Here is a 19,881-nt window from a genome sequence, read left to right as displayed (position 1 = left end):
GGACGTTTGATTAGCTCTCCTTGCTTCCGTCTAGCACACTCGCGGGAGCACCGCCAGAGGGAGAGCAATGTCACCATCAGATTCGGACGATAACGACGAAGACGAACACGAATCGACCGACTCGGACACCGACGAGGATACCGGGCGTCACGATTCGAGTATCCGACTCGATATCGGACTGCAGCCAGTGACCGACCTGGTGAGAGGACTCGTCGACGTGGACGTTTCGAATCCGCCGCGTGAATCGAACCGAAAAGGAGACGAAAATCAGTCCCAACCGGACCGAGAATCGAGGTCTCGGTGGTCGAAGCCAATCAGCACACGACCGAACCGAGAGCGAACGTCTGCCGACACGACGCGAGAAAGCGCCGACTCGTATCACGTTACCGCCCATCGGTCGGACGACGAAGCGACCATCGTCGCCGACCTGCCTGGCGTCGAGGCTGACGAACTCTCGGTCGAACTCGCCGAGGATTCGAACGCGTTCGTCATCGCAGTGGACGGAACGGTCGTCAGGCGAGTCTCGCTTCCCTGGAATCACGCCGAGGTGAGCACGGCACAGTTCAACAATTCGATACTCGAAGTCCGTCTCCACTCGGCCGACGAAGAAGACGACTGAGCCGGAAACTCGCCGACTGCGATTCACTTCTCGTCAGTCGTACTCCGCTGCCGACTCCACGTCCTTTTTCTTCTCTCTCCCCCAATCCCCGCCAATGGAGTATGTGCAGGAGCAGGTGACGACGCTCCACGACCTGACGGGCCGGGTTCCCGACGCCCCGACCGACCGTACTGCCGTCGTCGTACCGATGACAGAGCGCGAGTATCGGTCGCAGACCGCCGGTCGAATTCTCTCGGAGCTCGAATCGGTCGGGCCGAAACGCGTCGTCGTCCCGCTTCGCGCATCCCCCGACACCGTCGAGGACGTCCACCGCTGGCTCTCGGCGTTCGACCTCCCGCTCACCGTACTCTGGTGTACCAGCCCTCGCGTTTCCGACCTGCTCGCGAACCACGACCTGAACGGGACGGCGGGCAAGGGCCGGGACGTGTGGCTCGCGCTCGGCGTCGCGGCAGCGAACGCCGAGTTCGTCGTCTGCCACGACGCCGACGCCAGAACCTACGACGCGGGACTCGTCTCCCGACTGCTCGCGCCGCTCGATTCGGGATTCTCGTTCACCAAGGGGTACTACGCTCGCGTCGAGGACGAACGACTATACGGGCGGCTGTTCCGACTGTTTTTCGCGCCGCTCGTCCGGGCGCTCCGGGACCGGCACGACGCCCCGATTCTGGACTACCTCGGCGCGTTTCGGTACGCGCTGGCGGGCGAGTTCGCCACGACGGCGGACCTCGCCGCATCCCTCCGAATCGAGCGCGACTGGGGACTGGAAGTCGGCACGCTCGGCGGGGCGTTCGAACACGCCGGGTTCGACGGCAGCGCCCAGGTCGACCTCGGCCGGTACGAACACGACCACCGGGGCGTGTCCGGACCCGGGGGACTCTCCGCGATGAGCGACGGCGTCGCCCGCACCCTGTTCCAGGTGTGTAAAGCCCACGGCGTCGAACCGGCCTACGAGACGCTTCCTGCACGCTACCGCGCGACGGCACGGCGATTCGTCAGAAAGTACGCTGCCGACGCGACGTTCAACGGGATGCAGTACGACGCGATGGCAGAGCGCAAACAGGTCGAGACGTACGCCGAGGCGATTCGACCACCGCGGACGGAGCGCGACGACCTGTCGGGTGACGATACAGTGCTTCCTGCGTGGACGGACGCCCCCATCGACCCGGCGACGGTTCGGGAGGCGGCACACCCATGCCCGAACGCCAACACTAATATCGGTGGCCCGACGCTTCCCGGTAATGAGTAAGACGAAAGACGAACTCGCCGGAGTGGTCGACCTGTTCGGGACGCTCACGCGCGACGAACTGGCCGAGGCGCTCGCGGAACTGGCGTTCAAACAGGGCAAGGAAGTGGACGAGTCGGCGTTCGAGGCGGTCATCGAAGACTCGGTGACGGACTACTATCTCGTCGAAGCGGATGCGGAGGGAGAGGCGGTGCTCGTCCCCGGCCCGGTCGCCTTTCCCGCGATGCCCGAGAACGGCGAGGACCTGCCCCACATCATGGACGTACCGGAGCGAACGGTAGACCGCGAGGGACTCGGCGAGCGCGTTCTGGAGCGGCTTCGCCGAGAGACGGACGCCGACGGGGAGACCGACGAAGAGCGCGTCCGCTACCTCATCGACGTGAGCTACGACCTCGAAGCGTGGGCACCGGTGGAGGCAGGCGACGTGCGCACGCGGTTGGACGAATCACTCGACGACCGGGCGAATTAAGAGCGAACGGAGCAATCGATGGACATGGACCTCGGGCGGGTGACCGACCACGACCCACGGTCAATCACGGACGAGAAGCGCGACGCCGCAGTGTTCGTGCCGGTCGTCGTCCGCGACGGCGACCCTTTCCTCCTGTTCACCAAGCGTGCAGACCACCTCGGTGAACACGCCGGGCAGATGAGTTTCCCCGGAGGGGGATGGGAACCGGGCGACGACGGCCTCTGGGAGACGGCGGTCCGCGAAGGCAACGAGGAAATCGGTCTCCGGCCCGACGAAGTCGAACCGGTCGGCCGACTGGACGACATCCGGACGATTACCAACTACGCCGTCACGCCCTTCGTCGTCCGGATTCCCGACCGGACGTACGACCCGGACGAACGCGAGGTGGCCGAAATCGCCGTCCTCCCCCTCGCGGGGCTGACGACCATGGCGAACTACGAGAACGAACGGCGCGACCACCCCCACTACGGCGACATCGTCATCCACTTCTTCCACGTCGACGGCTACACTGTCTGGGGCGCGACCGCACGGATTCTGGTGCAGTTTCTGGAGTTGACGACCGAGTGGCGCGCTCCCGAGAAGATAGACCGGTACGTCGATACCGACCCCGACCTGCGTTAGGCCCTCTTTGACGCCGATTCTGCGTCACGAACGAAGTCGTTGCCGTCGCCGATACCCTTTTGACCACGACCGGACTACGGGAGAGTACATGGTCGCACAGACGATGGATCGCGTTCCGCACGTACAGTAGACGACTAGTTCTGAACACGGGAGTTGAGCACACATGCTGACCAGTAGCCACGCCGTCGCACGCACGGGGCTAGACGCCGCCGCGCTGAAGCCCGCAGAGTGCGACGTCCGCCGCGCGCTAGAGTTGCCTTTCGACACCGTCACCATCGACTACGAAGGGCGCGAACACCTCCCGGATGCCGAAACGTTGACCGAATTAGCCGCCGAGAAGGAGGTTCGCGTCACTGCGCCCGTCAGGGCCGACGGGTTCGACCCGCTCGGTGACGACACGCTGTTCGACGAACTGCCGGACGGGGTACGGAAAGTGCTCGTCGCCGGCCATCCCGCCTACCTCACGGACCGTGAGAAGACGCGGGCGATCGCACCGCGACTCGGGGCGGCGCTCGACCGCGCGCCCGGCGCGTGGGTCGGCACCGAGGGCGTCGAGCGAATCGCCACCGCGACCGGCGCGGCGCAGTTCGAACTGCTCTCGCGCTCGACGCCCCGCGACCTGCGGGCGCTCCGGGCCGCAGGATTCGACGGCACCGTCGCGGTGTACGCGCCGACCGTCCTCACCGACGACGAGGACGCCATCCTCGACGCGGTCGGTGGGTACGTCGCCCGTCGCAAGCCCGTCGCGCGGGCGCTCTCCGACGCGTCGGAGAGCGCCGAACCGCCGACCGACGCTCGGGCCGTAGGCCGCTCTCGGGAGGTGCTCTCGGCCGCGAGCCGTGATTTCGCGCTCGTCGGCACGGCAGGCCAGGTCGGCGAGCGGGTCGCCGAGTTGAAAGACGCCGGCGCGGATTGTGTGGTCGGCTATCCCGCGCGAGGAATCGAGACGTTTCTCGATTGACCGTCGATTTCTCGTCCGTCTCGCGTTCGCCGCGATACCCAGTTTGAAATACTGCGAACGCAATCACAGTGCATGAGTCACCTCGCAGAACACACGACGACGACCGCGGCGGACGCACTGGCGGACGCCGAGGTCGCCTTGCTCCCGACCGGAAGCGTCGAACAGCACGGTCCGGCCCTGCCGCTCGGCACGGACTTCATGGCGGCGGAGGCCGTCGCACACAGCGTCGCCGACCGCGAGGACGTGGTCTGTCTCCCGACGATTCCGGTCGGCGTGAGCGAACACCACCGCCAGTTCGACGGAACGCTCTGGACCGACCCGGCGACGTTCGAGGCGTACGTCGCTGACATCGTCGCCAGCGTCGCCAGCCACGGCGTGAAGCGAGTCGTCCTCGTGAACGGGCACGGCGGGAACAGCGACGCACTCCAGCGCGTGGCCCGTCGCGTCCGACGCGAGGAGGTTGCGTTCGCCGCCCCGTGGAACTGGTGGAGTGGCATCGGCGACGTGCTCGAAGCCGAGTTCGGGACGGGTATCACCCACGCCGACGAAATCGAAACGAGTATGCTCCTCGCCATCGCCGACGACCTCGTGCGCGAGGCCGCGCTCGCGGACGCGGAAGCGGGCGCGAACGACGCGTGGGGCAAGGACGTGTTCGGCGCGAACGTCGGGTTCGACACCATCGACTTCTCGGACAGTGGCGTCGTCGGGACCCCGACCGACGGCTCGCGCGAGGCGGGCGAACGTCTCCTGTCGGCGTCCAGCGAGCAACTCGACGCGCTGGTGAGCTGGCTCGCGGAACAGGACATCGCCGACCTCTGGCCCCAGGAGCACCGATGACCGTCGCAATCGTCGGCGGCGGAGCGGTCGGTGTGACGGCCGCCCACGACCTCGCCGTTCGCGGCGTGGACGTGGTGGTGTTCGAACGCGGCGAAATTCCGAACGCGGACGCGAGTACGGGCCGGGCCGCGGGCGTCCTGTACGACGCCTTCGCCGCGCCCGAAGACGCGCGCATCGGTGACCGAGCGATAGAGCGATTCCGCGACTTCTCCGGTACTGGCGGGTTCACGTTCGAGGAGACGCCCTACGTCTGGTTCGCTCGGGACGGCGACGAGAAACGTGCCGCGGCCATCCGCGAGCAGGTGCCGCGGATGCGCGACCAGGGGCGAGACGTGTCGCTGGTCGACGCGGACGAGCTCGCAGCGCGCTATCCGACGCTGAACACGGCGGACGTGGGTGTGGCCGCTATCGCCCGAAACACCGGCCGAACCGACCCGGGAAGCTACGCGAAGGCGATGGCGGCGGAGGCGGAGCGGGCGGGCGTCGAGATTCGTACCGGGGTCGAGGCTCGCGTCCGAACAGACCCGCCTCGCGTCCGGACGGCAGACGGCGAAACGAAATTCGATACCGTGGTCGTCGCCGCGGGCGCACACACCAAGCGCGTGCTCGCGGACGCCGGGATACCCGTCTCGCTCAAACCCTACCGGGTACAGGCGCTCACCTGCGCGTTCGACGGCGAAGTCCCGATGGTGTACGACGCGACGGAGGGTTACTACCTGCGACCACATCCCGAGGGACTGCTCGCGGGGGACGGCACGGAAGACGTCGAGAGCGACCCGGACGAGTGGACGCGAGCGGGCGATGTGGCGTTCGAGGACGCAATGGAATCACGTCTCGAACACCGTCTGGGTATCGAACCACGAATCGAACGCTCGTGGGCCGGACTCTGTACGGCGACGCCCGACCGCGACCCCCTCCTCGGCGAACTCAGAGACGGCCTCTACGTCGCGGCGGGGTGGCAGGGCCACGGGTTCATGCGCGCGCCGGCGCTCGGCGAGGCGATAGCGAAGGACGTGCTCGGTGAGGGAGAGATTCCCGAGTTCGACCCGACGCGATTTTCCGGCGACGAGGAGTTCGACATCGTCGAAGGGATGGCGGTCGAGTAGACGGGATTCGTCGCGTGGCCCCCCGAGACCGCCACTGAGTCGACTGACACCGTGGAGAGGACGACCACTCAAAATGGAGAGGACGGCCACTCGAAAAATGCACGAGCGGTCGAAGGAGGTGGGGTCACTCCTCGGATTCGGTCTTCGGGACGAGCACTTCGAGGGTCCCCGCGTCGGTCAGCGTCGCCGTCGCGCTCTTGGCGTCCACGTCGGCGTCCGCCGGAAGTTCGACGCAGCCGTCGAGCGACATCCCGCGACCGGGGAATACCATATCGTAACCCTCGTGGAACTCGCGGAAGCGGTCGATTCTGACGAGGACGGCCCCCTCGGCGAATCGCACCTGTACGTCGCTTCCGGTCGCACCCGCCGCGTCGAAGACGACGAGGTAGGCGTCCTCGCTTTCGAGGAGGTCGGAGGGGATGGGTCGGGACTCCTGTACCTTGCTCGCGGCACGACCGACGCGCTCAGCGACGGCGGTCACGGTCGAACGCCCGAAACTCCGGAGTGTCATAGTTCGATGGTCTCGAGACAGTCGGTTTCGCCACAGTACGGACACTGGAAGTCCTCGACGCCCACGTCGTCGGGCATGTCGTAGGTGTAATGTAACTCGAACATGTCCAGTTCGCAGCCATCGTCCGTACATCGTACTTCGAGCGTCGCGGGCATACGCGGCGGTACGGCCCGGACGAAAATAAACGCGTGGACTCCGTCTGGATTTTCGTTACGGAATGTCGCTTCAGCGGGGTCTCGGTGGGGTTGCAGTCGTCAGGGTTCGACGTAGCTGAACTGAAAGCCCCGGACATCAGATTGGTTCTCAGTTTGGCGTGACTGTCCAGTTGCAGACTTCGAAAGCCCCCGGATGTTCGCCGTCGGAGACAGGCCCCGAAGAGCCCCCGTTCGCTCCTCCGTTACTCACGAGGACACCCGAACACCGCCTCCGCACCGCGCCACGTCTTCCCCAACCGACTCCCTTCGGTCGTCCCTCGCACGAACCCGGGCAGGCCCTTGGACGTGGCTCGCGGTTGCACCGCTCGCATTCGCGGTTTCTCCGAAACCGCGCGCTCCTCGGGCCTGCTGGCGCACGCACCGGGAAAACCAACGAAATCAGCGATTCGAAAAACATCGTTCCCGTCGCCGAGAGAGTGTAGTCACCGTTTTATCCATCGAGCGGCAAACCCGGTGTATGACCGACCCCGCGACCCTCGACGTGACGCTCGTAGACGGCTACGTCGACGAACCGGCCCACTTCGGCGTGCCGCCGTACATCTCGACGTACCCGCGCTACACCGCCGGAGCGCTCGTGGACGCAGGGGTGCCCGAAGAACGAATCACCTACCACACCATCGACGAACTGCGCGAGGACAACGCCAAGTGGGGCGACGTGGCCGACGCCGACCTGTTCGTCTACATCGGAGGGATGACCGTCCCGGGAAAGTACGTTGGCGGAACGCCCGCCGAACCGGACGAAGTGCGCAAGATGGCGTGGACCGCCGACGGGACGAGTCTGATGGGCGGCCCCGTCAAGTTCGGCGTCGGCGAGGAAAATGCGGGGGGAACCGAGACCGAACGCGACGACCTCGATTTCGACTTCGTGGCGAAAGGCGACGTGGAGGCCGCGGCATTCGACCTCGTGGAGAGCGGACTGGAAGGCTTCGGCAATCGGATGCGCGACAACGCGGAGATAGACCGCTGGGCTGAGCGAGGGGCGTTCGTGGTCGAACAGCACCCGAACCACCCCGACTACCTCATCTGCGAGATGGAGACCTCGCGGGGGTGTCCCTACCGCTGTTCGTTCTGTACGGAACCGCTGTACGGTGACCCGGCCTTCCGGGAACCCGAATCTGTCGTGACGGAAGTTGCGGGACTGTACGACCGAGGTGCCCGACACTTCCGGCTGGGCCGACAGGCCGACATCCTCGCCTACGGCGGCGACGGCGAGAAGCCGAACCCAGACGCCCTTCGGGAGTTGTACAGGGGCATCCGCGAGGTGGCACCCGACCTCGGGACGCTTCACCTCGACAACATGAACCCCATCACCGTGGTCGAGTGGCCCGAACTATCGCGGGAGGGGATTCGCGTCATCGCCGAGCACAACACGGCCGGCGACACCGCGGCCTTCGGTCTCGAATCGGCAGACCCCGTCGTGCAGGAGGAGAACAACCTGAACGTCACCGCCGAGGAGTGTTTCGAGGCCGTCAAAATCGTCAACGAGGAAGCCGGGTGGCGACCCGGCGAATCCACCGATTCGGCTCCGACACACGGCCCAGAGACCGCCAATCGATTGCCGAAACTCCTGCCCGGCATCAACCTCCTCCACGGGCTGAAAGGCGAGCGCCGGGAGACCTTCGACCACAACCGGGAGTTCCTCCAGCGCGTGTACGACGCGGGGCTGATCCTTCGCCGGGTGAACATCCGGCAGGTGATGGCCTTCTCCGGAACCGAGATGGGATCGGTGGGTGCGGACATCGCCCACGACCACAAGAAGCTGTTCAAGCAGTACAAGCGCGAGGTGCGCGAGGAGATAGACAACCCGATGCTCCAGCGCGTGGCACCGCCCGGAACCGTCCTGCCGGACGTCCACCTCGAGTACCACAAGGACGGGCGAACGTTCGGACGACAACTCGGCACCTACCCCCTGCTCGTCGGGATTCCGGGAGAGCGCGAACTCGGCCGAACCATCGACGTAGCGGTGGTCGACCACGGCTATCGGTCCGTGACCGGGGTGCCCTACCCGCTGGACGTGAACAGCGCGACGATGGACGAACTCACTGCGATTCCGGGGTTGGGCAAACAGCGCGCCGGGAACGTCATCGTGAACCGACCCTACGAGACGCCCGCCGACCTCGCCGACACCGTGGACGTGGACCTGAGCAAGTTCGCCTCGGCGGAGAAACCCGGAAGCGCGGACTGACCGGGGCGAAGTCTGTCGTCGCTGGGAGACACCCACCACGAGCGGTCCGGACAAACTACTTGCCCTCAAGCAACGTACGCTGTCACATGACGCGCGAAACCAGTTCCCGCAGACTCGCGCTCGGTGTCGCGGCAACCCTCGGACTCGCGTGGGTGGGATGGAGAACCTACGTCAAACGGACGACCGACCGTATCCCGTACACCACCGCGCTAACGCTCGATGGCGTCGAAATCCGACACTACCCGGACGCCGTCGTCGCACGGACGACCGCCGATAGCGAGGGCGAGGCGTTCCGCCGACTGTTCGCGTACATCGAGGGCGGGAACCAATCGCGCGAGAGTATCTCGATGACTGCACCGGTCTCAACCGAACGCGAGCGAATCGCCATGACCGCACCGGTCGCGTCCGAAGCGACGAGCGAGGGTATCCAGATGGCTTTCTTCCTGCCGGGGGAGTACACCGCAGAAGGTGCGCCGAAACCGAACGACGACGACGTGAGCATCGAACATCTCGGGGCGCGAACCCTCGCTGTGCGACCGTTCTCGTGGTACGCGACGAGCGACCGCGTCGAAAAGAACCAGCGGCGACTGTTCGACGTCCTCGCTTCCCACGATTTGACGCCGAAGAGCGACCCGTTCCTCCTTCGATACGACGCTCCGTTGACGCCGCCGTTCATGCGCACCAACGAAGTAGCAGTCGAAGTCGCCTGACGCGTCGTCGACATGTCACGAACGCTCGCTCGTCCGCAGCGGACCGACTGGAACGTCAAAAACCACGTCTCGGGGACACCGACTCCCGGTTCTGTGACACACTGGGCCAGGCGACCCGAGAATACTTCGGTACCAATCTCATTATTGGTCCGCGTCGCTCGGCGTCGTGTATCGGGGTGTCTCCCACCGAGGAGGTCGGCCCGGCACACGATTACACGGTGAACGTCGACCTCGACGGAGAACTGGCGTTGGACGCTCGCTACTACTACCGGTTCGTCTACGACGGCGACGCTCGGGTCTCTATCGGTCGTCGATGGACCGAGATTTACGCCGCGAGGAGGTTCCGGTTATACTGGTCGTGTCCGACGCATATACAGCCCTTCCGAACCCATGTCCGGTATGGCTCTCTACGAACGCGTCGCGGACCTCCCACTCACGATCGAGTCCGCCGACCGAACCAGCCGACGACGAACGGTGGCGGGGGACCGCACTCGCGTCACGTCCACGTTCGTCCTGTTGGCGGGAGACGAGTTCGGTGCGGGCGAGGACGTGACCCACGACGCCGAAGACCACGATGCGCTCCCGGAACCCCTCCCGTTCGACTTCGCTGGCGAGTACATGTTCGACGAGTTCTCCCAGTCGTTAGACGACGTAAATCTCTTCCCCACGAAGCCACCGGCACACGAGCGGTCCCGGAACCACCGGCGGTGGGCCGTCGAGACCGCCGCACTCGACCTCGCACTCAAACAGAACGACACGAACCTCGCGGCTGCCCTCGACCGCGAGATGTCTTCGGTTCGGTTCGTCGCTAGCCCCAGTATCCCGAATGGTGACCCCACACGAGTCGAAGAGGCGCTCGCGGTCAATCCCGAGTGTGAGTTCTCGCTGACCCCGACCGAAACGTGGACGGCGGACACGTTCGCGACGCTGGCCGAGACGAACGCGGTTCGCGTCCTCGACCTGGGGAACCGATTCGATCGGACCGAGCGCAGCGGGTCACCGAATCCGACGTTCTACCGTGACGTCTTCGAGACGTTTCCGGACGCCATCGTCGAGGACCCGGCGGTCACGGACGAGGTTCGGGACCTCCTCGCGGCGAACGCGGGCAGACTCTCGTGGGACGTTCCCATCCACGGCGTCGACGACGTCCGCGACAGACCGCTCACGCCGAACTGGTGTACCATCACGCCGTCCCGGTTCGGGACGGTTCGGTCGCTCTTCGAAACCATCGAGTACTGCGACGACCACGACATCGGCATGTACGGCGGCGGCCAGTTCGAACTCTGCGTCGGCCGGGGACACATCCAACTGCTCGCGTCGCTGTTCTATCCCGACGGCCCGAACGACGTCGCCCCCCGGTCGTACAACGAACCGGCGGTTCGAGACGAACTGCTGTGCAGCCCGCTCGAACCCCCCGAAGACCCGGTCGGGATGGCGTGGAGGCAACTCGAGTGAGTTCACACACCGTCACGCCAGTCGTACCGTTCGACGGCACGGTCTGCACGGGAGGAGAGTCCGGCCGGATTTCGAGCGTCGCTTCTGTCGCGGACGCGGGCGAGGATACCGTCTCTGGTTCCGACGACGATACCAGCACCGACGCGCTTTCCGCAACTGGCCCACAGCGTCGGTGACGTGTCGCCCGACGCGACGTTTCGCCCGGTATCACGGGCGTCGACGATGGCGTCGCGAAACGTCCGTCGGAATACGGTCAGACGCGGGCCGTAATTTTTCACCATGCGGTAGGCGAGCGACCGATACTTCACGTCCCACTCGCGTTCGATTCCCTCGTCGTCCGTCTCCTCGCGGCGCACACTCATCGTCGGTTCCCACGTGACCGTGTGCCCCACCCCCGCGAGGCGGTGAGCACAGTCGCGTGCACCACCCGTCTGCAGGTTCTCGTCGAACCCATCGACGGCCTCGATGGCGTCGCGGGTGAACGCGACGTTGTCTCCCGAAAAGTAGGTCACGTCCCGCCCTGCGATGGTCAGCGACTCGACGGTCTGGGTCGTCATGCCCGCCCGCACCAGTCGATGAACCGGCCCGGTCACGACCGCTCCATCCGCTCGTATCGCCCGTTCGACGCCGTCGTACCACGTCTCTTCGACCGTCACGTCGTGTCCGACGAGTGCGATAACGTCGCCGGTCGCTTCGGCGATTCCCGCGTTTCGCGCGACGTTCAGATTCCGCTCGGAGATTTCGACCAGTGTGCTCACGTCGTCACGGTCACACACCATCCCGGTCGTACCGTCCGCAGACGGTCCGTTGACCACGATTACCTCGGCGTCGGGGACGCTCTGTCCGAGCGCGTCGAGGCAATCGCTCAGTGGTTCACGACCGTTCAGCGTCGGAACCACTACGGACAGTTCCATACCCGCCTTTCAGATACCGAGTACGTAAAAGCAATTCGGCACACACCCGTTCACTGCGAGAATCGTCAGACGTGTGGCTTACTCGACTCTCGTGTTCCAGTAGGAGACCGATGCGAGCTGGTCGCCGATTATCGTCTCGCCGATGGCCGTGTCCATGTCCCGGAACCGTTCCGCGACGGCGTCCGGAATCTTGCGGTAGAAACCGTAGGGAAGCACCCAGTCGTGGTCCGCGTCGACCAGCGTGAGTCCGGTTTCGTCGAGCAGTTTCTCCACGTCGTCGAGCGAGTAGAGCCGCGACCCCATCGGGAGGAGCCAGTTGTAGAGACTGCGCGTACTCGGTCCGGCGAACGTATCGAAAAAGACCTGGTCGCTGGAGACGCGGCGCATCTCGCTCAAGAACGAGGCTGGCGTGTCCGCGAGGTGGAAAAAGCGCATGGCGAAGACGGTGTCGAAGTGGTCGTCGGGAAACGGCAGGCGGGCCGCGTCGCCGCGCATGAACTCCAGGTGGTCGTCGACCCCCGCGTTCTTCGCCTTGTGGCGTCCCTGCTGGAGCATCGCCGACGAGATGTCGAGTCCGACGATGTCCGCCCCGCGCTCGGCGAGCATGACGGTAAACCGGCCAGTTCCGCAGGCGATTTCGAGGACGTGCTTTCCATCGACCGGACCGATAGCGTCGAGAACCGCCTGCTTCTCGCGTCGGTCGATGATTCGGCCGCCTCGTGAGAATCGCTTCTCTTCGTACTCCTCGGCCACTTCCGTAGCTTGGTACCACTCCTGCCCCTTCACACTTACTTCACAAAGATGTACTTTGCCGGGGGGATAAAACGATACTGGAAGGCGACAGGCGAACGACTTTGCGTCTCGCTACCATAGGCAACGTGGTGATTCGATGCCGACGTGCAAACACTGCTCCGGTGAGTTCAGCGCGGAGGACCTCGTCCGGCACGAGTACGAACGAACGGTCGTCGTCCACTGCCCGGACTGCAACTGTGTGATGGGAACGTACAACCGCCACAGCGAACCGCCGAAGACGGACCGACGCGCCGACTGAAAATCGGGCGACGAGCAGACCGAGCTAGCCGTTCGTCACGACGCGGTCGGGGCGGATGCGGATGATGACGCGTTCGCCCTCCTCCTCGCCGAGGTCCGGGTACTCGTCTCGACCCATGTACCGCTGGGTGAGTTCGTTGATGTGTTCGACCGCGCCGTCTTCGGTTACCTCGACGACTTCACCGCGAACCGAGACGTAGCGATAGGGGTCGTCGGGGTCGAGTACGTCGATGCCGACCTTCGGGTTGCGTCGGACGTTCTTCTCTTTCTGACGTCCGGTCGCGGTGTTCACGAGGAGGTGGTCGCCGTCGTAGCCCACCCACACTGGCGTTATCTGTGGCGTGCCGTCCGGCATGACAGTGGCGAAGTTGGCGAACGACTTTCGCTCGAACAGGTCGTGATACTCCGTCGGTATTTGTTCCATACCGGGTTTACAGTCCGAACCCTGGTGTACGTTCTGCCCGACCTGTCATAGCATAAATATGTGGTATTAACACGATTAAGGTGTTGGTATTGTATGCACATGCCTATAGCCAAGCTTTACCATCTCACTCCCGGCCAGTGAGTGTATGAGCACGACCGCAAGTAGACAAGCGGGCGAGTTCCGCGAACGACTTCGGGAGTTACCACCGAGCGCGAAACTCGTCGCGAAAGTCTTAGAGAGCGAAGAACCATTGACGCAGGGGCAACTCGCCGAGGAATCGCTCCTCCCCGACCGCACGGTGCGGTACGCCCTGACCCGTCTCGAAGAACAGGATCTCGTCGTCTCGCGTCACAGTTTCCGCGACGCGCGCAAGCAGGTGTATCTGCTCAACGACTGACGACCCTCTCTGACGAACCTCCTCACCGACCGACTTCGGCTCCAACCGACCGACCGACATCCTCTTCGCCCGACGGTATTTCGCCCGTCTCGCAGTCTCGACTCTCCAGACGACGGCGTGTGACTTTTTGCCGGTCGCGTTCGTCGCCCCGCGTATGGAACTGTTCACCGTCCCGACCGACACGCTCTCGCCCCACGGGTCGACCAACGCGTACGTCGTCGACGACGTCCTCGTGGACCCCGCGGGACGGACGGACGAACTCGACCGGGCAGTCGACGGTGTCGAACACATTCTCGTGACCCACACGCATCCGGACCACGTCAGCGACGTCGCTCACTACGCCGAGACCTGCGATGCGACCGTCTGGGCGCGGGCCGGGCGCGAAGTGCGTTTCGAAACAGCGACGGGAATCACGCCAGACCGAACCCTCCGCGAGGGAACCACGATCGGGCCGCTGACCGCCATCGAGACGCCGGGACACGCCCCCGACCACGTCTCGTTTTCGACCGGCGACGCGATCATCGGAGGTGACATCGTACTCGCCGAGGGAAGCGTCGTCGTCGCCACCGGAGAGGGCGACATGCGCGCTTACCTGACGTCCCTCCGGCGGTTGTACGCCCGGAACCCGGACATCGTCTATCCGGGCCACGGTCCGGCCATCGACGAGCCGCGAACCGCGATTCGAGGGGTCATCGACCACCGACTGGAGCGTGAAGCGAGCGTGCGCGCCGCCGTCGACGGTGGTGCGAACACGCTGGTCGAAATCACGGACGTGGCGTACGACAAGGACATCTCCGCGGTGCGGGAGTTCGCGGAGCGAACCGTGGCCGCCCACTTAGAGAAGTTGGCGGTCGAAGGCGACGTACAGTGGGACGGCGAGCGTGCCGTCCCGCAATGACTTTCCTCACTCGGCCGAACCACAGAGCGTGGACAGTCTCGAAACCGAACTGGAGCATGCGAACGCCCTCGACGTGTCCGACCTCGCAGACGCCATCGAGGACATCGGATTCGAGTGTACGCGCTGTGGCGCGTGTTGTAAGAGCGACGCAGACGACCCTCACACCGCCACCGTCTTTCCCGACGAAGTGCGCGACCTGCAAGCCGCGACGGGCTACGACTTTCGGGATGTGGCGCGGCCGATGCCGTACGGCCTGACCGACGGGTCTGGCGAGACCTTCGAGTGGGCGCTGCAGACCGACGACTGCGGTGACTGCCGGTTTTACGAGGAATCCGAGGACGGACGCGGTGCGTGTTCGGTGCATCCCGACCGTCCACTCATCTGCGAGACCTATCCCTTCAGCGTCGCACTCGGCGGGACGAGTCAACCGATGGGCGAGGCAGTCGACGAATCGGGAGTCGTCCGCGCCCACGAGTGTGAGGGACTCGGGCGCGACATCGACCGCGAACACGCAGAGGAACTCGCCGCCGCCCTGAAAACCCGCGCCGTCCGCGAACTCGAAGAGGCGATCGGAGTCCGGGACAACTACGCACCCACGAACCCCGAATCGGGCGAAATCGTCGTCCACGACTCCGAAGGTGCGAAACGTCCCGACGGGACCGAGTACGAGAGATAGCCGGTGTGCCAGGAGGCGGGAAAACGACCATGGGAGGGCGTATCCGGGGCGAACGTCCCGACAGGTCAAAGACCGTCGACCGACCGTCGGGAAGACCACCGTGAGCGTCGTCGAGACGCTTTTTCCGGCTTTCGACCACAGTAAACGGGTGTGTTCGATAATTCTTTAATGGTTGACTACTTGGTACCAATTGGAGGTCTACGACCCTTGGAAATCTCTGACAAGCTCCTGTGTCTGTTCAGCGCTGATGTTACTCTCAAAGACGACGAATACGTCGTCACCGTCCCACGACGCGAAATCGACACCGGGTCGGTCGAATCGGGAGAAACCTACCGCGTTGCGCTTATCTCGCGTGAAACGGAAGCAGAATCGGACGACGAACAGACCGCGACCACCGACAACACCACGACCAGTACGAGCACCGTCTCGTCGGAACCACAGCCACCCGTCGAAGCCGGTGAGATTCGCTACGTCGAAGTGGAGGACATCGGAAAGCAAGGTGACGGCATCGCCCGCGTCGAACGGGGCTACGTCATCATCGTTCCCGGCGCGGAAATAGGCGAGCGTGTGAAAGTCGAAATTACGGAAGTCAAATCGAACTTCGCCGTCGGTGAAATCATCGACGAAGAGTTCTAAACGCGGTCTTTTACTACGGCGATAGAGCCGCGGTGGGTCCGCGGCAGAATCGACCGCCGCCACCGTTGTGTGAACTATCGACCACTTTTCTCCCTCCTGCAGCGAAATCGCCTCGGTTCCTTCGTCGTTCGGTTTCGCGCTCGTTCGACTCGTTCGGTCAGTCGGTGCGCGTTCGACCCGCATCGATTCCGTCGAGTAACCGAACCTGAAACGGACGACACTACCCGGTGGTTCTCGATTCGGCCCGACGTCGTCCGAATCCGCCCATCGTTCGGCCAGCCGACCGCACCACCACACCGCCGTCAATGTAACCACTTTCAATTACATCGATTGCACAATTCTTATCTCCCCCTCGGGAGACGTTGTTTCCATGTCGATACAACGACGGCGATTCGTCCAGGCCATGGGCGTCGGCACCCTCGCCGGACTCGCTGGCTGTACCGGTTCGCTCGGCGCGCAGAACGACCGAAACGACCAGAGCGACGCGTCGGGCGGCGGGAAGATAGGAGACGGCGAACTCGTACTCGCCACGACGACGAGCACCTACGACACGGGCTTGCTGGACGAACTCAACCCCAAATTCGAGCAAGCGTTCGGCGTCAAAGTCAAGACCATCTCGAAGGGGACCGGCGCGAGCATCCGAACCGCAGAAGACGGGGACGCGGACGTCATCCTCGTCCACGCGCGGGGAGCGGAAGACGAGTTCCTTAAAGCCGGCCACGGCGTCAACCGCCGGGACGTGATGTTCAACGACTTCGTCGTCGTCGGACCGAAAGACGACCCTGCCGGAATCGCCGGGATGAAGGGCGCGAAGAAGGCGTTTTCCACCATCGCTCAGAAGAAGGCGACGTTCCTCTCGCGCGGCGACGACTCGGGGACGCATAAGAAAGAACGGAACATCTGGGAGGCGGCGGGGGTAAGCCCCAGTGGCAAGTGGTACCGCGAAATCGGTAAAGGGATGGGCGATACGCTCACGCAGTCGAACCAGTCGAGCGCCTACACGCTCGCCGACCGTGGCACCTATCTCTCGATGAAAAAAGAAATCGACCTCGTCATCCACGTCCAGGGGCCGCTCAAGGGGGGGCCGGTCATCCTGAAGAATCCCTACGGCGTCATCCCGGTCAATCCCAAGAAACACCAGAACGTCAACTATCAGGCCGCGATGGCCTACGCGGGATTCCTGACCAGTTCGAAAGGACAGAGACTCATCGACAACTACACTGCGAACGGGTCGCAACTGTTCTTCCCGAACGCACTGTCGAAACAACCCAACTTCGGCCAGTACGTCCCGGAGGGCTACTCCTCGAAGCAGGCGAAATCGCTCTCACGCGAGGACAAGCAGTTCCTCTACTGGGTCGAACGGGAAGTGTCTGCGGACTACTGACGACGGGCCGTCCGACGGCCCGTCGACTAGCATCGAACACCGAACCGAAACGCCTCGAACCACCATGCTCTCGCAATTCGTCACCGATGCGAACTGGCAGTACTTCGTGAGCATCGCCCTCGTCTCGCTGTACGTGAGCACGACCGCCGTCGCACTGAGCACGCTGGTCAGCCTGCCGGTCGCCCTCGCCGTCGGCTTCACGGAGTTCCCCGGAAAGCGACTGGTGACGGCGGTCATCAACACCGGAATGGGGTTTCCGAGCGTCGTGGTGGGCCTGCTCGTTCTCCTTTTGCTCTCGAACCAGGGGCCGCTCGGTGACCTCGACCTCGTCTTCACGCCGACCGCGATGATCGCCTCGCAGTTCGTGCTAGCGACGCCGGTCGTCACGAGCATCAGCCTCTCGGCCATCGAATCGGTTGGCAAGGACGTGCGTGACGCGGCGTTCACGCTCGGCGGCACCGACACCGACGTCGGACTGCTCGTCGTCAAAGAAGCCAGGTACGGCATCGTCACCGCCGTTCTCGCCGGATACGGGCGGGCCATCAGCGAGGTCGGGTCAATCCTCATCGTCGGCGGGAACATCGTCTTCAGCAGCACGACCGGCGCGAGGACCTCGTACACGCGAACGCTCACGACCGCCATCACGGTCGAAGCACGACAGGGCCGCTACGAGGCGGGACTGGTGCTCGGCGCGATGTTGCTCGTCCTCGTCCTCGTCGTGAACGTCCTCGGGTCGTGGGTCCGCAGTCGAAGTCGCGGGCGCGGGGAGGTGCAACCGTGACTTTCGCCGCGACGAACGTCTCGAACGGATTCGACGGCGAGACGGTTCTCTCGGACGTGTCGCTCGCGGTCGAACCGGGGGAGGTCGTCACGGTCGTCGGGCCCTCGGGGACCGGGAAGACGACGCTCTTGCGGCTTCTCGCGTTGTTTCACCCGCCCGACGCCGGTGTCGTCAGGTGGCGCGACGAGGACGTGTGGGAACTTCCGGACGACGACCGACTGGCGGTTCGACGCCGCCTCAGCATGGTGTTTCAGGAACCGTCGTTGTTCAACGCGCCCGTCGACCAGAACGTGACCTACGGCCTCCGCGTGCGGAAATCGTGGGCGGAGCGTCTTCGGGCCGCAGTCGAACGACTGGTCGGGCGTCGAAACGCCGCGAACGTAACCGAGGCCCTCGAAACGGTCGGCCTGACCGAAAAGCGCGACCAGAACGCCCTCTCGCTCTCCGGGGGTGAGGCACAACGCGTCGCGTTCGCGCGGGCGCTCGCCACGACGCCCGACGTACTCTTGCTCGACGAACCGTCCTCGAACCTCGACCCGCGGAACACAGCACTCGTCGAGCAAGCCATCACGGACGCCAGAGACCGTGGCCTCGGCGTCGTCGTGGCGACCCACGACATGCACCAGGCGGAGCGAATCTCGGACCGCGTCGCAGTCTTGCTCGACGGGACCGTCATCGAGACCGGCCCACCCGAACAGGTGTTCGATGCGCCGGCGGACGACCGAACCGAGAAGTTCGTCGCCGGAGAACTGATATACTGAGGGCCGCGACCACCACACGACGATGACCGACGGCACCGACGCGGCGGAAACGACTCCGAAACGATGGTGGACGAACGAACACGATGACGGGCGACACTAACGGGACGACGGACGACACCGAAACGATGAGCGACGACTCCGCCACGAGCGACGAAACGCCGCGTGCCGCTTTCGACGTGCAATTGGTCGCCGGTGGGGTTTCGTTCGACTCGCGTGACGCGGGGTTACTCCAGGCCATCGACGACGCGGGGTCGCTCAACGCCGCGGCGACGACGCTCGGACGGTCGTACGCCCACGCACAGCGGCGCGTCGTGGAGTTAGAAGAGGAGTTCGGGCCACTGGTGTACCGGGAACGCGGTGGTGCGAGCGGCGGCGGGAGCACCTTGACCGACACCGCCCGCAACCTGCTCCAGCGATTCCGCCGACTCACCGTCGAGTCGTCCGGTCTCGCCGACGTCGAGGAGACAGTTCTCGCCGGCACCGTCACCGAACGGGACGGCGAGTTCGGCCTGGTCCAGACCGACGCGGGGGTCTTTCGGGCGATCGTCCCACCCGATATCGAGAACGTCGAAGTGACCGTTCGCTCGGACGTGATAACTCTCTACAGCTCGGGTTCGGCTCCGCAGGGTGACGAGACGAGCGCGATAAACCAGTTCGTCGGCGAGGTTCGAGGCGTCGAGCGCGGCGAGAAGATCGCTCGAATCACGGTAGAGGTGGAAACGGACACCCAGTTCCTCGCACTGGTCACGACCACGAGCGTCGAGCGACTGGGTCTGGAACCGGGGGCCGAGGTCGTCGCGTCGTTCAAGGCGACCGCGACGCGGGCCGTTCCGCGGTAGCGACGAGACGGTGCGTGGTCGTTCGGTTCGCCGTCGCTCGCTCCGTCGATAATCGGAGTGTCCATCTGACCGGCCGTGTTTAATCGCCTGAAGGGAGTGGAATCTCCTGTTCTGCGGCCTTCTTGATGTTGTAGACGGCACACATCAGTGCAAGTTCACGAAATTCTCGGTACCAGGTACGCGCTCGCA

At 64.5% G+C, this 19,881-nt stretch carries 25 protein-coding genes; 19 read left to right on the top strand and 6 right to left on the bottom strand.

Annotated elements, in window-relative coordinates; genetic code table 11:
- The first annotated feature begins 67 nt into the window (after positions 1 to 67).
- The 7 genes from ACR3FF_RS17320 (at position 68) to ACR3FF_RS17290 (ending at position 5,856) form a co-directional block, all read left to right on the top strand.
- The gene (locus tag ACR3FF_RS17320; protein ID WP_458189351.1) at positions 68 to 619 is read left to right on the top strand and encodes an Hsp20/alpha crystallin family protein; all 552 of its coding nucleotides are present in this window, start codon (positions 68 to 70) and stop codon (positions 617 to 619) included.
- Between the two features lie 94 nt (positions 620 to 713).
- Positions 714 to 1,865, top strand: a complete 1,152-nt coding sequence (locus tag ACR3FF_RS17315; RefSeq protein ID WP_458189350.1) for a glycosyltransferase family protein — start codon at positions 714 to 716, stop codon at positions 1,863 to 1,865.
- Positions 1,858 to 2,331, top strand: coding sequence for a DUF7109 family protein (locus tag ACR3FF_RS17310; protein WP_458189349.1), 474 nt, complete (start codon positions 1,858 to 1,860; stop codon positions 2,329 to 2,331). The genes ACR3FF_RS17315 and ACR3FF_RS17310 overlap by 8 nt, the downstream gene beginning before the upstream one ends.
- A 24-nt stretch (positions 2,332 to 2,355) precedes the next feature.
- Positions 2,356 to 2,952, top strand: a complete 597-nt coding sequence (locus tag ACR3FF_RS17305; protein WP_458189358.1) for an NUDIX hydrolase — start codon at positions 2,356 to 2,358, stop codon at positions 2,950 to 2,952.
- 163 nt (positions 2,953 to 3,115) lie between these two features.
- Positions 3,116 to 3,913: a DUF7388 family protein gene (locus ACR3FF_RS17300; RefSeq protein ID WP_458189348.1), complete on the top strand. Its 798-nt coding sequence runs from the start codon at positions 3,116 to 3,118 to the stop codon at positions 3,911 to 3,913.
- Positions 3,914 to 3,985: 72 nt separating this feature from the next.
- Positions 3,986 to 4,750 carry a creatininase family protein gene (locus tag ACR3FF_RS17295; protein WP_458189347.1) on the top strand — a complete coding sequence of 255 codons (765 nt, stop codon included), beginning with the start codon at positions 3,986 to 3,988 and terminating at the stop codon, positions 4,748 to 4,750.
- Positions 4,747 to 5,856 (top strand): NAD(P)/FAD-dependent oxidoreductase, encoded by a 1,110-nt coding sequence (locus ACR3FF_RS17290; RefSeq protein WP_458189346.1) that lies wholly within the window; start codon positions 4,747 to 4,749, stop codon positions 5,854 to 5,856. The genes ACR3FF_RS17295 and ACR3FF_RS17290 overlap by 4 nt, the downstream gene beginning before the upstream one ends.
- Positions 5,857 to 5,980: 124 nt before the next feature.
- On the opposite strand, the gene ACR3FF_RS17285 is transcribed toward ACR3FF_RS17290, so the two are convergent.
- The 3 genes from ACR3FF_RS17285 to ACR3FF_RS17275 all read right to left on the bottom strand — a co-directional run bounded on the left by ACR3FF_RS17285 (position 5,981) and on the right by ACR3FF_RS17275 (position 6,893).
- The gene (locus ACR3FF_RS17285) at positions 5,981 to 6,367 is read right to left on the bottom strand and encodes an Hsp20/alpha crystallin family protein (RefSeq protein ID WP_458189345.1); all 387 of its coding nucleotides are present in this window, start codon (positions 6,365 to 6,367) and stop codon (positions 5,981 to 5,983) included.
- The gene (locus ACR3FF_RS17280; protein WP_458189344.1) at positions 6,364 to 6,522 is read right to left on the bottom strand and encodes a DUF7559 family protein; all 159 of its coding nucleotides are present in this window, start codon (positions 6,520 to 6,522) and stop codon (positions 6,364 to 6,366) included. The genes ACR3FF_RS17285 and ACR3FF_RS17280 overlap by 4 nt, the downstream gene beginning before the upstream one ends.
- 242 nt (positions 6,523 to 6,764) lie before the next feature.
- Positions 6,765 to 6,893, bottom strand: coding sequence for a hypothetical protein (locus tag ACR3FF_RS17275; protein WP_458189343.1), 129 nt, complete (start codon positions 6,891 to 6,893; stop codon positions 6,765 to 6,767).
- A gap of 146 nt (positions 6,894 to 7,039) precedes the next feature.
- Here ACR3FF_RS17275 and ACR3FF_RS17270 point away from each other — a divergent pair, with 146 nt between their 5' ends.
- The 3 genes from ACR3FF_RS17270 (at position 7,040) to ACR3FF_RS17260 (ending at position 10,932) form a co-directional block, all read left to right on the top strand.
- Entirely contained in the window at positions 7,040 to 8,767 is a 1,728-nt protein-coding gene (locus tag ACR3FF_RS17270) for a radical SAM protein (RefSeq protein ID WP_458189342.1), read from the top strand.
- Between the two features lie 86 nt (positions 8,768 to 8,853).
- Positions 8,854 to 9,477 (top strand): SOUL family heme-binding protein, encoded by a 624-nt coding sequence (locus tag ACR3FF_RS17265; protein WP_458189341.1) that lies wholly within the window; start codon positions 8,854 to 8,856, stop codon positions 9,475 to 9,477.
- A gap of 399 nt (positions 9,478 to 9,876) precedes the next feature.
- Complete coding sequence (locus ACR3FF_RS17260; RefSeq protein WP_458189340.1) at positions 9,877 to 10,932, top strand: enolase-like domain-containing protein; 1,056 nt, start codon at positions 9,877 to 9,879, stop codon at positions 10,930 to 10,932.
- A gap of 2 nt (positions 10,933 to 10,934) precedes the next feature.
- On the opposite strand, the gene ACR3FF_RS17255 is transcribed toward ACR3FF_RS17260, so the two are convergent.
- Positions 10,935 to 11,846, bottom strand: coding sequence for a glycosyltransferase family 2 protein (locus ACR3FF_RS17255; RefSeq protein WP_458189339.1), 912 nt, complete (start codon positions 11,844 to 11,846; stop codon positions 10,935 to 10,937).
- Between the two features lie 78 nt (positions 11,847 to 11,924).
- Positions 11,925 to 12,632: a class I SAM-dependent methyltransferase gene (locus ACR3FF_RS17250; protein WP_458189338.1), complete on the bottom strand. Its 708-nt coding sequence runs from the start codon at positions 12,630 to 12,632 to the stop codon at positions 11,925 to 11,927.
- A gap of 103 nt (positions 12,633 to 12,735) precedes the next feature.
- Between ACR3FF_RS17250 and ACR3FF_RS17245 the strand changes: the two genes are divergently transcribed.
- Positions 12,736 to 12,897 (top strand): hypothetical protein, encoded by a 162-nt coding sequence (locus ACR3FF_RS17245; RefSeq protein ID WP_458189337.1) that lies wholly within the window; start codon positions 12,736 to 12,738, stop codon positions 12,895 to 12,897.
- 24 nt (positions 12,898 to 12,921) lie between these two features.
- Here the strand turns inward: ACR3FF_RS17245 and ACR3FF_RS17240 are convergent, their stop codons facing one another.
- Positions 12,922 to 13,320, bottom strand: coding sequence for a PPOX class F420-dependent oxidoreductase (locus ACR3FF_RS17240; protein ID WP_458189336.1), 399 nt, complete (start codon positions 13,318 to 13,320; stop codon positions 12,922 to 12,924).
- 145 nt (positions 13,321 to 13,465) lie between these two features.
- Between ACR3FF_RS17240 and ACR3FF_RS17235 the strand changes: the two genes are divergently transcribed.
- From ACR3FF_RS17235 to ACR3FF_RS17200, 8 genes are all read left to right on the top strand, one after another.
- Positions 13,466 to 13,717: a MarR family transcriptional regulator gene (locus ACR3FF_RS17235; RefSeq protein WP_458189335.1), complete on the top strand. Its 252-nt coding sequence runs from the start codon at positions 13,466 to 13,468 to the stop codon at positions 13,715 to 13,717.
- Positions 13,718 to 13,871: 154 nt separating this feature from the next.
- Positions 13,872 to 14,615 carry an MBL fold metallo-hydrolase gene (locus ACR3FF_RS17230; RefSeq protein ID WP_458189334.1) on the top strand — a complete coding sequence of 248 codons (744 nt, stop codon included), beginning with the start codon at positions 13,872 to 13,874 and terminating at the stop codon, positions 14,613 to 14,615.
- A 28-nt stretch (positions 14,616 to 14,643) separates the two neighbouring features.
- Positions 14,644 to 15,291 (top strand): YkgJ family cysteine cluster protein, encoded by a 648-nt coding sequence (locus tag ACR3FF_RS17225; RefSeq protein WP_458189333.1) that lies wholly within the window; start codon positions 14,644 to 14,646, stop codon positions 15,289 to 15,291.
- Positions 15,292 to 15,498: 207 nt separating this feature from the next.
- Complete coding sequence (locus ACR3FF_RS17220; protein WP_458189332.1) at positions 15,499 to 15,927, top strand: TRAM domain-containing protein; 429 nt, start codon at positions 15,499 to 15,501, stop codon at positions 15,925 to 15,927.
- Positions 15,928 to 16,297: 370 nt separating this feature from the next.
- On the top strand, positions 16,298 to 17,311 hold the full coding sequence (locus tag ACR3FF_RS17215) for an ABC transporter substrate-binding protein (RefSeq protein ID WP_458189331.1): 1,014 nt from the start codon (positions 16,298 to 16,300) through the stop codon (positions 17,309 to 17,311).
- 64 nt (positions 17,312 to 17,375) lie between these two features.
- Entirely contained in the window at positions 17,376 to 18,092 is a 717-nt protein-coding gene (locus ACR3FF_RS17210; protein WP_458189330.1) for an ABC transporter permease, read from the top strand.
- On the top strand, positions 18,089 to 18,853 hold the full coding sequence (locus ACR3FF_RS17205; protein WP_458189329.1) for an amino acid ABC transporter ATP-binding protein: 765 nt from the start codon (positions 18,089 to 18,091) through the stop codon (positions 18,851 to 18,853). The genes ACR3FF_RS17210 and ACR3FF_RS17205 overlap by 4 nt, the downstream gene beginning before the upstream one ends.
- Before the next feature lie 125 nt (positions 18,854 to 18,978).
- Positions 18,979 to 19,692, top strand: a complete 714-nt coding sequence (locus tag ACR3FF_RS17200) for a TOBE domain-containing protein (RefSeq protein WP_458189357.1) — start codon at positions 18,979 to 18,981, stop codon at positions 19,690 to 19,692.
- Positions 19,693 to 19,881: the final 189 nt, after the last annotated feature.

This window comes from Haladaptatus ordinarius (assembly GCF_054177595.1).
This window is presented reverse-complemented; position numbering and strand designations above follow the sequence as displayed.

What these genes read in the sequence shown, in the direction of transcription:
- ACR3FF_RS17320 (WP_458189351.1), top strand. Translation starts at nt 68, where the DNA reads ATGTCACCATCAGATTCGGACGATAACGACGAAGACGAACACGAATCG.
- ACR3FF_RS17315 (WP_458189350.1), top strand. Translation starts at nt 714, where the DNA reads ATGGAGTATGTGCAGGAGCAGGTGACGACGCTCCACGACCTGACGGGC.
- ACR3FF_RS17310 (WP_458189349.1), top strand. Translation starts at nt 1,858, where the DNA reads ATGAGTAAGACGAAAGACGAACTCGCCGGAGTGGTCGACCTGTTCGGG.
- ACR3FF_RS17305 (WP_458189358.1), top strand. Translation starts at nt 2,356, where the DNA reads ATGGACCTCGGGCGGGTGACCGACCACGACCCACGGTCAATCACGGAC.
- ACR3FF_RS17300 (WP_458189348.1), top strand. Translation starts at nt 3,116, where the DNA reads ATGCTGACCAGTAGCCACGCCGTCGCACGCACGGGGCTAGACGCCGCC.
- ACR3FF_RS17295 (WP_458189347.1), top strand. Translation starts at nt 3,986, where the DNA reads ATGAGTCACCTCGCAGAACACACGACGACGACCGCGGCGGACGCACTG.
- ACR3FF_RS17290 (WP_458189346.1), top strand. Translation starts at nt 4,747, where the DNA reads ATGACCGTCGCAATCGTCGGCGGCGGAGCGGTCGGTGTGACGGCCGCC.
- ACR3FF_RS17285 (WP_458189345.1), bottom strand. Translation starts at nt 6,367, where the DNA reads ATGACACTCCGGAGTTTCGGGCGTTCGACCGTGACCGCCGTCGCTGAG.
- ACR3FF_RS17280 (WP_458189344.1), bottom strand. Translation starts at nt 6,522, where the DNA reads ATGCCCGCGACGCTCGAAGTACGATGTACGGACGATGGCTGCGAACTG.
- ACR3FF_RS17275 (WP_458189343.1), bottom strand. Translation starts at nt 6,893, where the DNA reads ATGCGAGCGGTGCAACCGCGAGCCACGTCCAAGGGCCTGCCCGGGTTC.
- ACR3FF_RS17270 (WP_458189342.1), top strand. Translation starts at nt 7,040, where the DNA reads ATGACCGACCCCGCGACCCTCGACGTGACGCTCGTAGACGGCTACGTC.
- ACR3FF_RS17265 (WP_458189341.1), top strand. Translation starts at nt 8,854, where the DNA reads ATGACGCGCGAAACCAGTTCCCGCAGACTCGCGCTCGGTGTCGCGGCA.
- ACR3FF_RS17260 (WP_458189340.1), top strand. Translation starts at nt 9,877, where the DNA reads ATGGCTCTCTACGAACGCGTCGCGGACCTCCCACTCACGATCGAGTCC.
- ACR3FF_RS17255 (WP_458189339.1), bottom strand. Translation starts at nt 11,846, where the DNA reads ATGGAACTGTCCGTAGTGGTTCCGACGCTGAACGGTCGTGAACCACTG.
- ACR3FF_RS17245 (WP_458189337.1), top strand. Translation starts at nt 12,736, where the DNA reads ATGCCGACGTGCAAACACTGCTCCGGTGAGTTCAGCGCGGAGGACCTC.
- ACR3FF_RS17240 (WP_458189336.1), bottom strand. Translation starts at nt 13,320, where the DNA reads ATGGAACAAATACCGACGGAGTATCACGACCTGTTCGAGCGAAAGTCG.
- ACR3FF_RS17235 (WP_458189335.1), top strand. Translation starts at nt 13,466, where the DNA reads ATGAGCACGACCGCAAGTAGACAAGCGGGCGAGTTCCGCGAACGACTT.
- ACR3FF_RS17230 (WP_458189334.1), top strand. Translation starts at nt 13,872, where the DNA reads ATGGAACTGTTCACCGTCCCGACCGACACGCTCTCGCCCCACGGGTCG.
- ACR3FF_RS17215 (WP_458189331.1), top strand. Translation starts at nt 16,298, where the DNA reads ATGTCGATACAACGACGGCGATTCGTCCAGGCCATGGGCGTCGGCACC.
- ACR3FF_RS17210 (WP_458189330.1), top strand. Translation starts at nt 17,376, where the DNA reads ATGCTCTCGCAATTCGTCACCGATGCGAACTGGCAGTACTTCGTGAGC.
- ACR3FF_RS17200 (WP_458189357.1), top strand. Translation starts at nt 18,979, where the DNA reads ATGAGCGACGACTCCGCCACGAGCGACGAAACGCCGCGTGCCGCTTTC.